Origin of the sequence: Streptomyces sp. NPDC051452 (assembly GCF_044454765.1) — a bacterium.
Taxonomy (GTDB): domain Bacteria; phylum Actinomycetota; class Actinomycetes; order Streptomycetales; family Streptomycetaceae; genus Streptomyces.
This window is the reverse complement of record NZ_JBITEB010000004.1, coordinates 423331-438172: the sequence shown is the minus strand read 5'-3', so window position 1 is coordinate 438172 and position 14842 is coordinate 423331. Positions and strand designations below refer to the sequence as shown.

The following is a 14842-nucleotide window of genomic DNA, read 5'->3' as shown; positions in this document are numbered from 1 at the left end:
CCACGGAGGCAAGAAGAACCATGGCTCTCGCGACTGCCGCACCGTCAGTTCCTCCGATGCCGGGGCGTGTTCCGCTCGCAGGCCACGCCGTCCAGATGTTCCGCAATCCGCTCCGGTTCTTCCAGAGCGTCAGCGAGCAGGGTGGCCTGGTCCGGATCTGGCTCGGCACCAGGCAGGCTTATGTGGTCAGCGACCACGACATGCTGTACGACATTCTCGTCCGCAAGGCCAAGTCCTTCGAGAAGGGGATGCAGTTCGACCAGGCCCGCCCACTGCTGGGCAACGGCATCCTGCTGTCCGAAGGCGACTTCCACCGCCGGCAGCGCCTGCTCATGCAGCCTGCGTTCCATCACGAGAAGATCGCCACCTATGTCGACGTGATGCGCGAGTCGGCGACCGATGTCTTCGACACCTGGCGCGACGGTCAGCGTGTCGGCATGTACAGCATGTTCTACGAACTCGCCGTACGCATCGTCATCAAGGCACTGTTCTCCACCGACATGGTGGAACAGGACGTGGCCGAGGTCTTCAAGTCCATGCCGATCGTGATATCCGGCGTCGAAAAACGTGCGGCGATTCCGCCCGGCTTGCTCGACCGGATTCCCAACAGGTCCAGCCGGGAATTCCACAGCGCGATCGGCCGACTGTACTCGATGGGACGGCGCATCATCGCCGACCACCGGGCCAAGGACAAACCAGGCGACCGGCAGGACGACCTGATGAACCTCCTTTTCACCGCGCGTGACGAGGGCAACAAGTCGATGACCGACAAGCAGATCCAGGACGAGTTCATGACGCTCCTGACGGCCGGGTCCGAGACCACGCCGAGCGCCATGAGCTGGGCGTGCATGCTCCTCGGCCGCCACCCCGAGGTGCAGCGCCGGATGCAGGCGGAGGTCGACGAGGTGACGGGCGACCGCCCGGTCGAGGCGGGCGACCTGCGCGCCCTGGACTACACCCGGCGCGTCATCCAGGAGGCGCTGCGGTTGTATCCGCCGGTGTGGGCGCTGGGCCGCAAGTGCGTGAGGGACACGGAACTCGGTGGCCATCGCATTCCCGCCGGAACAGAGGTCCTGTACTCCATCTACGCCGTCCACCACGACCCGAAGGTGTACGACAACCCGGAGGCGTTCGACCCCGACCGCTGGCTGCCCGAGCGGGCCAAGGAGGTGCCGCGCAGCGCCTTCATGCCCTTCGGCGCCGGTGTCCGCAACTGCATCGGTGAGTCGTTCTCCTGGTTCGAGACCCAGACCGTCCTCGCCACCCTGCTGCAGCGCTGGTCCGTCCAGCCCGTGACCGGTGAGCCGGTGAAGCCCATCGCCATGGGCGCCCTGGTTCCCGGGGAACTGTCCATGAAGGTCGTCAGGCGCGACAAGTGACCATCGCCGAGGCGCTGGCGAAGAGCGCGGACGTCACCGCACAGGTCAACGGGAGTCTCGACGCCTTCTTCCGGCAACGGATCGCGGAGGAGACCGACCCGGCCGCGCGGCAGGTGCTGCTGTGTCTACGGGAGTTGACCATGAACGGGGGCAAGCGGATCCGCCCCCTGTTCTGCTATTGGGGCTGGTACGGCGCCGGCGGATCCGCGGACGACGCCGATATCATCGAGGTGGCCGCCGCGCTCGAACTGTTCCACACCGCGGCTCTGATCCACGACGACATCATCGACGACAGCGATCTGCGCCGCGGCCGTCCGTCCGTCCACCTGTCCCTCGGCAAGTGGCACACGGAACAGGGCTGGCAGGGCGAGAGCCGGCGATTCGGGCAGAATGGCGCACTGCTGGCGGGCGACGCTTGCCTGGTCTGGTCGGAGCAGGTGTTCCAGGACAGCCCCCTGGTGCGCGGGAGCGCGCGGGCTCGCCGTCTGTTCGGCCGGCTGCGCATCTCGGCGCTGTACGGGGAGTTCCTCGACCTCGTCGGCGAGTCGCGGGGCGGACGGCTTGCCGACGCTCTGAAGATCGTCCGGCACAAGACGGCCAGTTACACCATCCGTTACCCCCTGCAGATCGGTGCCGCCCTGGCCGGCGCCGACGAGGCGCTACTCGGGGCGTACGACACCTTCGGGCTGTTGCTGGGGGAGGCGTTTCAGCTCCGCGATGACGTGATCGGCTTGTTCGGAGCGCCCGAGCTGACCGGCAAGGAGCCACTGGACGACGCCCGCAAGGGCAAGCCGACCGCCCTCATCGCGATGGCCCGGGAGCTGGCGGATCCCGCGCAGTACGCCCGGCTCGATCTGCTCTACGGATCCGAGCGGCTCGGCCTGGACGACCTGGCCGAACTGCGGAACGTGGTCAGGGCGACCGGGGCGCACGCCGCCATCGAGCGGATGATCGGCGAGCGCCACGCCGGAGCCATTCAGGCCGTGCGTGCCGCCGGTCTCCACCCCTCCGCGCTGAACGAACTGGAGTCGCTGGCGGCAGCCTGCGTGCATCGTGAAAGGTGACTGACCGGATGTCGACCATTCCGAAGCCGTTCTCGGACGGTGCGGAGATCTACCTCCCCGAATTCCCCTACCTGCTGCCCGCGTGCAGCCACCCGGAGACGGAGGACATCCGACGGGAATCGGACGCCTGGGTTCGGCAAACCATGGGGTTCGCCATGGACGATCCGCGGGACATGGACCTCCTGCTGGAGGAGACCGCGTCCCTGTGGACGTGCCTGGTGCTGCCCTCGGCCCGTGAGGACCGGCTGCGCCACCTGTGCAAGTACACCGAGTACCTCTCCGTGTTCGACAACGCGATGGTGGATCGCGAGAAGATCGGAAAGGATCCCGCCGCCGCCGAGGAGTTGTTCGTGCTGCTCGCGGGCATCCTCGACGGGCAGGCCGACGGCACGCAGATGTGGGGCTCGGTGCTTCAGGGCCTGTGGAAGGAGATGAGCGCGGGTATGCCGCCCGCCGTGTGGGACCGGTTCCTCGCGGAGGTCCGGCGCTTCCTGGCCGGGTGTGTCCACGAGATCACCTCTCGCGCCGAGGACCGGGTCTTCGACTACGACACCTACATAGGAGTCCGCAAGGACAGCGTCGGCATGGGCATGTACTTCGTGCTCGGCGAGTACGGACTGGGCATCGACCTGACCGAGGACCTCCGGCGCCACACGGAACTGCGCGAGATCATCGACATCGCCCTGGTCCACATCATGCTGACGAACGACATGTTCTCCTTCCGGGCCGAGGCGATGATGGACGACTACGTCAACGCCCTCTCGGTCCTCCGGTTGAGCGAGGGACTCGGTCTGCAGGAGGGCGTGGACCGCCTGTTCGCGCTCATCGACGGCAAGCGAGCCGATTTCATGCGGACCAGAGCGGCCATCGAGGCGAGTGAGTGGGGCCGGCGCGCGGACATCCGGGCCTACCTGGACGCGCTGTGGCACATGATGGCCGGCAATCTGCAGTGGTCGTACCTGACCTCCCGTTACAACGGGACGGGGCACCGGTGGAACGGCGCGCGTTCCGGCATGCTCACGCTGCGTCTGGAGCGCACGGTCTACAGCGGCCGCGCCTACTGCCGACTGGCCACGCCGACCTCGGAGGCGCACGCGTGAGCGTCTCCTACACGACAGCGCCCGGACGGATGCCGGGGCTCGGCCACGCGGTGACACTCATGCGCAGCCCGCTGCGCTTCCTGACCTCGCTGCGCGCGCACGGTGACCTGGTCCGCGTGGACCTGGGCCCGATGCCCTCGTTGTTCGTGACCTCGCCTCCGCTGATCCACACCCTGCTCACGGACCGCAAGGACCTGCTGGACAAGGGCCGGTTCTACGACAAGGTCCGGCCGCTGACCGGCAACGGCGTGATCCATGCCTACGGCGACGAGCACCGCCGCCAGCAGGCCATGATCAAGCCCTCGTTCCATCGGGACGAAATCAGCCGGTACGTCGAGGTGATGCGCGAGGTCACCGAGGAGAAGACCGCTCACTGGCAGCCCGGTGCTCGGATCCCGGTGGACCGGGCCATGCGCGACATCACCTTCAACATCCTGGCCCGCACCATGTTCGGCTCGGTCGTGGACCGGTCGGCGCACGAGGAACTGGCGGCCATCCTGCCCGTCGTGCTGGAGGCCATCATGTGGCGCACGGTGTCGCCGGGTGACCTGCTGGAGAAGCTGCCCCTGCCCATGAACCGCCGGTTCGACACGGCCTTCGCGCAGTTGCGCGAGGCCATCAGCGGCGTGATGTTGGCCTACCGGCAGGGCGCCGCCGAGCCGGGCCGAGCGGGCATGTTGTCCATGCTCCTGGCCGCCCGTGACCCGGAAACCGGCCGTCCGATGACGGACGAGGAGCTGTGCAACCAGATCGTCTCGGTGACCATGGCCGGCTCGGAGACCGCCGCCACCGCCATGGCCTGGCTCTTCTACGAGCTGGCCCGGCACCCGGAGATCGAGGAGCGGGCGCGCGCGGAGGTCTTCGAGGTCGTCGGAGAGCGGGACTTCACGATGGCCGACGTCGGCAGTCTGCCCTTCAACCGGCGGGTGCTGCAGGAGCTGATGCGCGTGCGGCAGCCGATCCTCGTCATATCCCGGCGGGCCGTGCGGGACTTTCCGCTGGGTGGCGGCCATGTGGCGGCCGGCACCGAGCTCTTCTACAGCCCGTACGCCGTGCACCGCGACCCGGATCTCTTCCCCGATCCGCTGCGCTTCGATCCGGATCGCTGGCTGGACCGGCCGGCCGCGAGCCTGCCCAAGGGCGCGTACACACCGTTCGGAGCGGGACCCCGGCACTGCATCGGTGAGCAGTTCGCCTGGGCGATGATGCACGTGGTGCTGGGCACGATCACCCGGCGCTGGCGGCTGGCGCTCGTCGAGGGAACGAAGGTCAAGGAGATGCCATGGGCCACGGTCAACCCGAATCACATGCCCATGACGATCACGCCGGTCCCGCGTCGGGAACGGGTGGCCTGTCCATGACGTTGCGCATCAGCGTCGACCGGGAGCGCTGCTGCGGCGCGGGCATGTGCGCCCTGAGCGCACCGGACGTCTTCGATCAGCGCGATACCGACGGCAGAGTGGTGCTCCTGGAACGGTTTGCACCAAGGGAAAGTGAAAAATCCGTCAGGATCGCATCGGAAAACTGTCCGTGCAAAGCAATTTCCGTGACAAGCGTACTGGGAAGCGGGTGCGAAGCCGAGTAGCACATGACGGATTAAAGTACCCACAAGTGTGTGGGTGGGTCGCATGTGACGGTTGAACCCTTGCGTGGCCTGCGGGCGTTCGATTAGCGTGTCGAACGTTGACGGTAGCGAGGTAGGGGGACCCATGCCGGTCAGTCTCACTGGAATGAACCGATTTGCTGCGGCCCGTAACCCGGTCGATGTCGTTGTATGCGACAGTCATCCGCAGGCCCGGTTCGGATTGAAAATGTTGCTCACCCAGGACCCGGGTATTTGCGTCGTCGCGGAAGCGGCGAACGAACAACAGGCCGTGCAGCGGGTCAGTGAGTGCCGGCCCGATGTTGTCCTGCTGGAGGCGGGACTGACCGAGCTCATCCAGGAACTGGACAGGGCTGTCGCGAACCCGCCGGCCGCCGTGGTGTACGGCATCGAGTCGATGGCCCCTGAGCGGCTCGCAGGCCTGGTCAGAGGCAACGTACGGGGAGTCGTCCACCGCGAGGCGGCCAACGACGATGTCGTCCACGCCGTCCACGCGGTCCTGGACGACGGGGGCTTCGCGTCCCCGGAACTCACCGCTTGCCTCCTCCAGGCCGTCCGTGCGGGCTGTACGCCCCCCGGTGTCGACCACCGGTTCCGCGACCGACTCACCGAGCGTGAGAACGGGGTGTTCGGCCTGCTCTGCCAGGGGCTGTCCAACAAGGCCATCGCGGCGGCTCTGTGCGTCACCGAGAAGACCATCAAATTCCACGTCTCCAATGTGCTCGCCAAGTCGGGCGTCAGCACGCGAGCCCAGCTCATCGCTGCCATGGGCTCCTTCACCACGCCGCACGGCCAGCCCATCGCGGCCCGGGGCGTCTGACCCTTCCCGCTGTCCGCGGCCCTGGCCGATGGTCCAGGTCCCAGCCCGACGAGCCCCGCCCGGAGACGGGCTCTCGGACTGGTTCTTGGGCCGAAGACACTTCGGTTGCGCCCGGAAATACTGAGGTCACACGTTCCGTCGGGATTGCTTCCTGATCAAATTCGGGGCGTCGGTGCACGGTACTTTGCCGGACGGATCCGATGGGAATGAGTGCTTAATGTCACGGCTGCGGTATCTGGATCCCAGCGAGGCTTATCACGCTTTTGTGGACTGGTCCGGCTCTTATTCCATAACAGTCGCCGGTACGCTCGACCCGGATCGGCTCATCCAGGCCTTCAGGGCCTTGTGTGACGCTGTTCCGCTGCTGACCGGAAACCTGGGCAGGGACGAGAAAGGGTACTTTTTCAGCATCCCGCCCGGCCGGCTGCCGTCGGCCGTTCTGCGGGAGACCGACGGCACCCCCGAGGCCGAGGAGGACGTCTACCTGGCGGAGATGGCTCGCCCGCTGGACTCCACCCGGGAGCTGTGCCGGCTTGTCATCGTGCGGGCCGAGCACAGCGCACGCGTCATTCTCGTCCTGCACCACAGCATGATCGACGGGCGCGGCGGCGTCACCCTGCTGGCGAAGTTGTGCCGCAACTACACCGCCCTCACCGAAGGCCGCACGCAGCCCTACACCGCCCCCGAGGTCCCCTCCCAGAGGTCCGCCGAGGCCCTGTTGAGGGAGCGTGACCGGGCCGTTGTCACCGAGAGCGCCGTGGACCGGGACGCGCTGTGCGCGGCCCTGGCCGCGGCACCCTCTCCGGAGCCGCACACGGTGGTGCCCCAGAGGCTCCGGCTCGACGCCGAGGACACCGAACTACTGCGCGCGTCCCTGCGCGCCGACTCGTTCTCGGTCCACGGCTTCGTGGCCGGCGCGGCCACCGTAGCCGTCCGGGAGGGCCGGCCCGGCACAGACGCCTTGGACCTGGTGTGCGGCTGCCCGGTGGATCTGCGTGCCAGGAGCGAACCGCCGGTGACGGTCGAGGAGTCCACCAACTTCGTCAGCGGAGTCGAGACGGTCGTCTCCGTCCCCCGAGGCGCCGATCCGACCGCCGTCGGGAAGGCCATCAAAGAGCGGCTCGACAAGGCCGTCGACGACGGCGAGGCGGAACGCGCCATCCTCGAGGCCGGCCAGTTCGCCGCCGCCGAGCCCGTCTCCGTCGACCTCGTCGTGACCAACCTCGGGCCCCTCCCCGAATTCACCGCACCGCGGGGTCTGCGCATCACGGACTTCCGCGGCTACACGACCACCACCATGCACGGTCTGCTGCTGTTCGTCGTCACCTCGTACGGCGGGCGGCTGAGCATAGAGATCACGTCCCCCGAGGGCCTGCTTTCCGCGGCGGAGCGCACGGCTCTCGCGGAGCGCACCGCGGAACTGCTCCGCGCCCGCACCACGAACCAGGAGCGCGCATGACCCAGCAGGAAGCCACGCCACCCCGCATCCCGATGGCACGAGTCCATCCGCTGGATCCCCCGCCGGAGCTGTCCGAGATGCGCCGGCGCTGCCCGGTGGCTCCACTCACCTACGCGGACGGACACCAGGGCTGGATCGTCACCGGCCACGAACTGGCGCGGCAGGTGCTGTCCGACTCCCGGTTCAGCTCCAACCCGCGCATCCGGCATTCCGCGGTGCACGACGTCCTGGGTGACGGCCAGCCCCCTGAGGAGGACGTGCCCGGCATGTTCGTCGGCATGGACCCGCCGGAGCACACCAAGTACCGGCGGCTGCTGACCGGCGAACTCAGCACCCGCCGGATGCGGGAGATGGAACCGAAGATCGCCGCGGTGGCGCACGAGTTGATCGACCGTATGCAGGCGGACGGTGCCGCCACCGCGGACCTCGTCACCGGGTTCGCCATGCCACTGCCCTCCCGTGTCATCTGCGATCTGCTGGGAATTCCGTACAGCGACTGGCAGGACATCCAGCCCGTGTCCGAGAAGATGCTGCGCATCGACTCCTCCGCGGCCGAAGTGAAGGACTGCTATCGCATCATCTTCGAATTCCTCGCGCATATCGTGACACTCAAGCGGAAAGAGCCCGGAGACGACCTGCTGAGTGGACTCGTGCAGTCGGCGGAACTCTCCGATGTGGAACTCACCAGCGTGGCGTTCCAGCTTTTCACCGCCGGCCATGAAACCACCGCGAACATGTTCTCTCTGGGCACCTACACCCTGCTCACCCACCCGGAACAGCTTGCGGCCCTGCGCGCCGACCCCGGGCTTGTGAACAACGCCGTCGAGGAACTCCTGCGCTACTTGACCGTCATCCAGTTCGGCATCTCGCGCGGCGCGACCGAGGACGTGGAACTGGGCGGGCAGTCCGTGCGCGCCGGGCAGACCCTCACCGTGTCGCTGCCGGCCGCCAACCGGGACCCCGAGCGCTTCACGGACCCGGACCGCTTCGACATCACGCGCACACCCTCGGGCAACTTGGCCTTCGGCTTCGGCGTGCACCAGTGCGTGGCCCAGCAACTGGCCCGCGCGGAGCTGCGGATCGGCTTCCAGACGCTGCTCGACCGGCTGCCCGGTCTGTGCCTGGCGGTCCCCGCGGACCAGGTGCGGATGCGGGACGGAGCCATCGTGTACGGCTGTCAGGACCTGCCGATCGCGTGGTGAGGGCCGCACGGCACGCGAGGCCCGACGGTGCCCGTCTCGCGTGCCGTGCTCATGGACGTGTGGCTCAACGGGCGGGGAGCCGCAGGCCGCCGTCGAGCCGGATCGTCTCGCCGTTGATCATGGAGTTGCGGAGGATGTGGAGCACCAGCTCCGCGAACTCCTCTGCCTGTCCCCACCTGCGCGGATGAGGTACCAGCCCGGCCAGTTCGGTCTTCTTTCCGGCCGGCAGGACATCCGCCGCCGGGGTGTCGAAGAGACCCGGGGCCACGGTGACCACCCGGATCAGCAACGGCCCGAGATCTCGGGCCAGCGGCAGGGTCATCCCGGCCACCCCCGCCTTCGAGGCGGCGTAGGCGGCCTGACCGATCTGACCGTCGAACGCGGCGATGGAGGCGGTGTTGACGACGACTCCCCGTTCTCCGGCGACCGGCTCGTTCTCCGCCATCGCGTCGGCCGCCAGCCGCACGGCGTTGAAGGTGCCGACCAGGTTGGCCTCGATCACCTCGGTGAATTCCTTCAAGGAGTGGGGGCCGGAGCGGCCCACCACCCGCGCCGCGTGTGCGCGGCCCGCGCAGTTCACCAGGGCCCGCAGCGAGCCCTGGCTCACGGCGGTCTCGACGGCGCGCTCGACATCGCGCTCGACGGTGACGTCCCCGGGCACGAAGGTCGCCTCGGCACCCAGCCGCGCCGCGGCCTCCTCGCCGCGTTCCCGCGAGCGGCCGAGCATCACCACCCGCAGGCCGTCGGCCCGCAGTCGCTGCGCGGTCGCGAGACCGAGACCCGAGGTTCCGCCGGTGACGAGAGCGACGGCACGAGACATGAGAAGCCTTCCTTCGACGGAGCCGAAACACGGCGGACTGATCAATCGTGAATGACCCAGCCAGGCAGGGCAAGCCTTTTGTTCGTTTTCTTGAAAGGGGTGAGCGGACGGTGTGGAATAGTGCTCCGGTATCCGTTGGAATTCGATCGGTGGGGCGTTTTGTGCCCGACGTCGAAATATCGAACGAACAGGTCGTCGAGCGTTTCGACACCAGTGATGAATGGATTCGGGCGAAGCTGGGAATTCACGCGCGCAGGGTGGCCCGGCCCGGCCAGTTGACCTCTGACCTCGCCGTCGGGGCTTTGCGGGACGCCTGTGTCCGCGCCCGCATCGCCCCGGAGACGATCGATCTCCTCATCTGCTGTACCGGCACACCGGACCACATGCTGCCGGCCATGGCCGCCGCCGTGCTGCGCAAGGCGGAGCTCTTCGACATCAGGGGGTTCGACGTCAACGCCGGCGGCTGCGCGGGAGGTGTCTTCGCGCTCGATGTCGGCGTGAAGTACCTGCGCTCCGGCGAGTACCAGCGGGTCGCCGTCGTCATCGCCGACACGGTCGCCCAGTGCCTGGACCCCGAGGACCGCACCGGACACGCCATCTTCGGCGACGGCGCGGGCTGTTATCTGCTGGAGGCGTGCCGGGACGGGCGGGGCGTCGGCCCCACGCTGATGCGCACCAAGCCCGAGCTGTACTACACGGCCTTCACGGAGCGTCAGGATCCGCCCGGGGGTGTGCCCAACCGCTTCAGCGGAGCGAACTACATGCGCATGGACGGCGGGGGTGTACGCGACTTCGCGCTGGACGTCATCCCGGACTTCGCCGAACAGGTCGTCAAGGCCGCCGGAACCACCCTGGACGACGTCGACCTGATCATCTCTCACCAGGCGAACCCGACCTTGCTGCGTCGGCTGGTCCGCGAACTCGGTCAGCCGGAGAGCAAGACCGTCGTCGTGGCGGACCGGTTGGGCAACACCAGCGGCTCCAGCGTGATCCTGGCTCTGTGGGAAGCCCTCGAATCCAACCGGTTGCACCCCGGCGACGAGGTTCTGCTGGTGTCCTTCGGTTCGGGCATGAGCTACGGCGGCACCGTCCTGCGCTGGTGCGGCCCGGAGGATTTCGGGGCCGGAGAGACCGGAGAGAGGGGAGCGGCATGAGCCTGCCGGAGGACGGGGGACAGGGCTTGGTGACCGTCGTCACGGGCGCCTCTCGGGGTATCGGGCGGGCCGTGGCGCGCACGGTCGCCCGGCGCGGCGGCCATGTGGTGATCAACTACAAGCAGGACGAGGAAGCCGCCCGCAGCGCCCTGGAGGAGGTGGAGAAGGCGGGCGGACACGGCTGCCTGTGCCGGGCCGACATCGAGGACAGCGAGCAGACGGCCGAACTGTTCGCTTTCGTCGAGGGGCGCTTCGGCAGGCTCGACCACTTGGTCGCCAATGCGGCGGCGGGCCCCGTGAAGACCGTCGACCAGGTCGAACCGCGCCACCTGGTGCGCAGCCACGCCATGAACTCCCAGTCCTTCGTGATCGCCGCCCAGAGTGCCGTCCGGCTCATGGACCGGGGTGGCAGGATCGTGGCCATCTCGTCGCTGGCCTCCGGGCGCGCGATCCCCGGATACGCGGCCATCGGCGCCCAGAAGGCGGCGCTGGAGGCATGGGCCCGCTACTTCGCCGCCGAGCTGGCGCCCCGGCGCGTCAACGTCAACGTGGTGACCGGAGGCATGATCACGACGGACTCCCTCGGCCATTACCTGAAGGCCACCGGCCTGACCGCCGACGACATCGTCCCGCACATTCCCAAGGGCCGGCCCGGCTCGCCGCAGGAGGTCGCCGACGCCGTCGACTTCCTGCTGTCGGCCGCCGCCGAGTACATCACCGGTCAGAACCTGGTGGTGGACGGCGGCCTGAGCATCACGGCGCCGTTCTGCGGTCATCCGTGCTGACGGCGACCGGGCCGGCCCCGCGCGCCTACGGCAGCGCCAGCATCCGCTCCAGGGCCAGCTTCGCGAACGCCTCGGTCTCCTCGTCGACCTCGATGCGGTTGACCAGGTTGCCCTCGGCCAGGGACTCCAGGGTCCACACCAGATGGGGCAGATCGATGCGGTTCATGGTCGAGCAGAAGCAGACCGTCCGGTCGAGGAAGACGATCTCCTTGCCCTCGGGCGCGAAACGATTCGCCAGCCGGCGGACCAGGTTCAGCTCGGTGCCGATGGCCCACTTGGAACCGGCCGGGGCCGCCTCCAGCGCCTTGATGATGTACTCGGTCGAGCCGACGTAGTCCGCCGCCGCCACGACCTCGTGCCGGCACTCGGGGTGGACGAGAACGTTCACGCCGGGAATGCGCTCGCGCACGTCGTTGACCGAGTCCAGGCTGAAGCGGCCGTGGACCGAGCAGTGCCCGCGCCACAGGATCATCTTCGCGGCGCGCAGCTGGTCGGCGGTCAGGCCGCCGTTCGGCTTGTGCGGGTTGTAGACCACGCAGTCGTCCAGGGACATGCCCATGTCCCGGACGGCGGTGTTGCGGCCCAGGTGCTGGTCGGGCAGGAAGAGCACCTTCGTGGTCGCCGGGTCCCCCTGCTCGAACGCCCAGTCCAGGGCGCGCTTGGCGTTCGACGAGGTGCAGATCGTGCCGCCGTGCCTGCCGGTGAAGGCCTTGATGTCGGCGGAGGAGTTCATGTACGACACCGGCACGACCTGTTCGGCGATCCCGGCCTCCGTCAGCACGTCCCAGCACTCGGCGACCTGCTCGGCCGTCGCCATGTCGGCCATGGAGCAGCCGGCGGCGAGGTCGGGCAGGACGACCTTCTGGTCGTCGGAGGTCAGGATGTCCGCCGACTCGGCCATGAAGTGCACACCGCAGAACACGATGTACTCGGCCTCCGGGCGCGCGGCCGCGTCCCGGGCCAGCTTGAAGGAGTCGCCCGTGACGTCCGCGAACTGGATGACCTCGTCGCGCTGGTAGTGGTGGCCGAGCACGAAGACCTTGTCGCCGAGCTTCTCCTTGGCCGCGCGGGCGCGCTGCACCAGGTCGGGGTCGGACGGCGAAGGCAGGTCACCGGGACACTCGACGCCCCGCTCGCTCTTCGGGTCGGCCTCGCGGCCGAGCAGCAGCAGGGCGAGCGGAGTCGGCTGTACGTCGAGCTCCGGGGTTTGGGCGGTGGTCACGACACGCACCCTTTCTACTTTTCGTCTAACTGACGCTATCTATCATATCCGCTTCACGTCACTTTGACGACGGCCATAGCGTCCATGTGACGTGAATCCTGCCCGTAGCGCGCTCCCGGCCGCTGCCGCCGTCGCCGGGCGTGTGCGAGCATGAAGAGACAAGGAAGAACGCGACCATGCGAATGCCCGGCCCGGAATGAATCCGCGGAAACGCCGGTTGCACTCGTCGGCAAGCAGTCTCCGTACAACCCGGGAGAGATGTAGATGTCCGTATCGGACGAGACCACCACCGTCACCGACGGCATCATCCTGACCGACGCCGCCGCGTCCAAGGTCAAGGCCCTGCTCGACCAGGAAGGCCGCGAGGACCTCGCCCTGCGTGTCGCCGTCCAGCCCGGCGGCTGCTCCGGCCTGCGCTACCAGCTCTTCTTCGACGAGCGCTCGCTCGACGGTGACGTCAAGAAGGACTTCGACGGCGTCAAGGTCGTCACGGACCGCATGAGCGCCCCGTACCTCGGCGGCGCCACCATCGACTTCGTGGACACCATCGAGAAGCAGGGCTTCACGATCGACAACCCGAACGCGACCGGCTCCTGCGCCTGCGGCGACTCCTTCAGCTGATAGGCCCCGACGGACCGGCCGGCCCGGTCCGACGCGAAAGGCGGCGGCCCCTTCCCGGGGCCGCCGCCTTCGTGCGTCGCGACGAGGTCAGCGGGCCTGCGGCCGCAGCGCGCCCGGCTCGGCCGCGGCGATCCGCGCGCCGTCGGTGCCGACCACCGTCCGCCCGTCCAGTGGCGCCCTCAGCCGTACGGTCTTGCCGTACTCCTTGGCGATCAGCACGCACACCTTGTCCGGCCAGGGCTTTTCCGTGACCGCGACCGTCACCCGGCCGCCGCTCTCCGTGGCCGACGCCGTGTAGTCGGCGCAGACCCCGCCGAAGAACCGCACGGTCAGCTCCCGGCCGTCGGCCGTGTAGCCGGTCACCTTCACATGCCGCTCCCCGGAGGCACCGGAGGGCCGCGCCGACGGAGCCGACCGGGCCGACTTCAGGTACCTGGGGTCGATCGCCGGATAGGTCACCGTGAACGCGTCCTGCCCGGCCGCCCGCACCCGGAACAGCCAGGAGGGCACCAGGGCCTGCCGCCCGCCGACCGAGTGCGCGGCCAGCCCGAACACCGCCTCGTCGACCGTGAGGGTGTCCGCCGCCCGACCGGGCGCCCCGGTGGTCGCACCCGGGACCGCACCGCACGGCTGTTCCAGCCGGTCCTTCGCCGGCACCGGCGTGGCACAGCCGCCGATCCCCATCCGGTGACCGCTCTTCGGCGGCGCCGCGTTCATCAGCTCAAGCGACCTGCGCGCGTCCAGCACCGGATAGGTGTCGCCCTTCACGGGCGCGGCGAGCAGCCCGTGACCGCCCACCACCTCGCCCCGCTTGTCGACGCTCAGGCCGGTCGTCCAGCCGTACGTGGGCAGCCCGCCGACCACCGGATCGGCGTTGACCACCCGCTGGCTGCCCAGCACCTGGCTCGCGTCGGTCTTCGCGCCGGCCAGCCCGGCCGCCTTCAGCACCGGCGCCACCACCCGGATCGCCTCCCGCGCGCTCACCGAGGTGCCGGCGGGGGCCGCCGGGTCGTGCGCGCACAGGATCCCCTTCCTGCAGTTGTCGGTGCCCGGCGCGAACCGGCTGTAGGTCCAGCTGCCCGGCGCGTCCCGGTCGACCTGCAGCCTCGGCCCGGTCCCGTCCTTGCCGCCGACCCGCCAGATCCGGCCCTCGGCGACCGGCGACGCGTCGATGCCGAGCGCTTTCGCCAGCCGCGCCACGGCGCTCTCGCCGACCCCGCCCGCCGACTGGTACACCGGCGCCGAGCCGGGCCCCCGGGGCAGCTCGCCGCCCGCCACGTAGGTCGCGCCGGACGGGTCGTGCTCCCCGGGAGCGATGCCGTTCCCGTCCGACGCGCCGTCCAGGGCCAGCTGCGGGGGAGTGCCACCCCCGCCCGAGGCGCCCGGGGCGGTACCGCCCCCCGGGCCACCGCTCGCCGCGAGATACGCGCCACCGACGCAGACCAGCAGCACCGCGGCCGCCACCGAGGCGACGACCAGCGGTGAGCGGTGCCGGCCGGAGCGGCCGGCCGTCTCCTCGGCGCCGGCCCGCGGCGCCCCCGCCACATGTTCACCGGAAGGCTCCGGCACCTGCGCGTCACCGGAGTTCTCAGGCCGCTCGGTGTTCACCGCAT

General features: G+C 69.0%; 14 protein-coding genes. 11 read left to right on the top strand and 3 right to left on the bottom strand.

The window, feature by feature from the left end:
- The first annotated feature begins 20 nt into the window (after positions 1–20).
- From ACIBA9_RS14240 to ACIBA9_RS14205, 8 genes are all read left to right on the top strand, one after another.
- The gene (locus ACIBA9_RS14240; protein ID WP_399362754.1) at positions 21–1379 is read left to right on the top strand and encodes a cytochrome P450; all 1359 of its coding nucleotides are present in this window, start codon (positions 21–23) and stop codon (positions 1377–1379) included.
- Positions 1376–2443: a polyprenyl synthetase family protein gene (locus tag ACIBA9_RS14235; RefSeq protein WP_399362752.1), complete on the top strand. Its 1068-nt coding sequence runs from the start codon at positions 1376–1378 to the stop codon at positions 2441–2443. Before ACIBA9_RS14240 ends, ACIBA9_RS14235 begins: the two co-directional genes overlap by 4 nt.
- An 8-nt stretch (positions 2444–2451) precedes the next feature.
- The gene (locus tag ACIBA9_RS14230; protein WP_399362750.1) at positions 2452–3543 is read left to right on the top strand and encodes a terpene synthase family protein; all 1092 of its coding nucleotides are present in this window, start codon (positions 2452–2454) and stop codon (positions 3541–3543) included.
- The gene (locus tag ACIBA9_RS14225) at positions 3540–4904 is read left to right on the top strand and encodes a cytochrome P450 (RefSeq protein ID WP_399362748.1); all 1365 of its coding nucleotides are present in this window, start codon (positions 3540–3542) and stop codon (positions 4902–4904) included. Before ACIBA9_RS14230 ends, ACIBA9_RS14225 begins: the two co-directional genes overlap by 4 nt.
- On the top strand, positions 4901–5128 hold the full coding sequence (locus ACIBA9_RS14220; protein ID WP_399362746.1) for a ferredoxin: 228 nt from the start codon (positions 4901–4903) through the stop codon (positions 5126–5128). Before ACIBA9_RS14225 ends, ACIBA9_RS14220 begins: the two co-directional genes overlap by 4 nt.
- A 226-nt stretch (positions 5129–5354) precedes the next feature.
- A complete protein-coding gene (locus tag ACIBA9_RS14215; RefSeq protein ID WP_399362744.1) occupies positions 5355–5966 on the top strand; it encodes a LuxR C-terminal-related transcriptional regulator in 612 nt (203 codons plus the stop codon).
- 217 nt (positions 5967–6183) lie between these two features.
- Entirely contained in the window at positions 6184–7425 is a 1242-nt protein-coding gene (locus ACIBA9_RS14210) for a hypothetical protein (RefSeq protein ID WP_399362742.1), read from the top strand.
- Positions 7422–8627, top strand: a complete 1206-nt coding sequence (locus tag ACIBA9_RS14205; RefSeq protein WP_399362740.1) for a cytochrome P450 — start codon at positions 7422–7424, stop codon at positions 8625–8627. The genes ACIBA9_RS14210 and ACIBA9_RS14205 overlap by 4 nt, the downstream gene beginning before the upstream one ends.
- A 64-nt stretch (positions 8628–8691) precedes the next feature.
- Here ACIBA9_RS14205 and ACIBA9_RS14200 read toward each other — a convergent pair whose 3' ends face one another.
- Positions 8692–9447 carry an SDR family NAD(P)-dependent oxidoreductase gene (locus tag ACIBA9_RS14200; protein ID WP_399362738.1) on the bottom strand — a complete coding sequence of 252 codons (756 nt, stop codon included), beginning with the start codon at positions 9445–9447 and terminating at the stop codon, positions 8692–8694.
- A gap of 47 nt (positions 9448–9494) precedes the next feature.
- Between ACIBA9_RS14200 and ACIBA9_RS14195 the strand changes: the two genes are divergently transcribed.
- Both ACIBA9_RS14195 and ACIBA9_RS14190 read left to right on the top strand, forming a co-directional pair.
- Entirely contained in the window at positions 9495–10601 is a 1107-nt protein-coding gene (locus tag ACIBA9_RS14195; protein WP_399362736.1) for a 3-oxoacyl-ACP synthase III family protein, read from the top strand.
- Positions 10598–11386 (top strand): SDR family oxidoreductase, encoded by a 789-nt coding sequence (locus tag ACIBA9_RS14190; RefSeq protein ID WP_399362734.1) that lies wholly within the window; start codon positions 10598–10600, stop codon positions 11384–11386. The genes ACIBA9_RS14195 and ACIBA9_RS14190 overlap by 4 nt, the downstream gene beginning before the upstream one ends.
- Positions 11387–11411: 25 nt before the next feature.
- On the opposite strand, the gene nadA is transcribed toward ACIBA9_RS14190, so the two are convergent.
- Entirely contained in the window at positions 11412–12608 is a 1197-nt protein-coding gene (gene nadA / locus ACIBA9_RS14185) for a quinolinate synthase NadA (RefSeq protein ID WP_399362732.1), read from the bottom strand.
- 264 nt (positions 12609–12872) lie between these two features.
- Here nadA and erpA point away from each other — a divergent pair, with 264 nt between their 5' ends.
- Positions 12873–13229 (top strand): iron-sulfur cluster insertion protein ErpA, encoded by a 357-nt coding sequence (erpA, locus tag ACIBA9_RS14180; RefSeq protein WP_362154099.1) that lies wholly within the window; start codon positions 12873–12875, stop codon positions 13227–13229.
- Between the two features lie 87 nt (positions 13230–13316).
- Here the strand turns inward: erpA and ACIBA9_RS14175 are convergent, their stop codons facing one another.
- Positions 13317–14837 carry a hypothetical protein gene (locus tag ACIBA9_RS14175; protein WP_399362730.1) on the bottom strand — a complete coding sequence of 507 codons (1521 nt, stop codon included), beginning with the start codon at positions 14835–14837 and terminating at the stop codon, positions 13317–13319.
- Between the last annotated feature and the right edge of the window lie 5 nt (positions 14838–14842).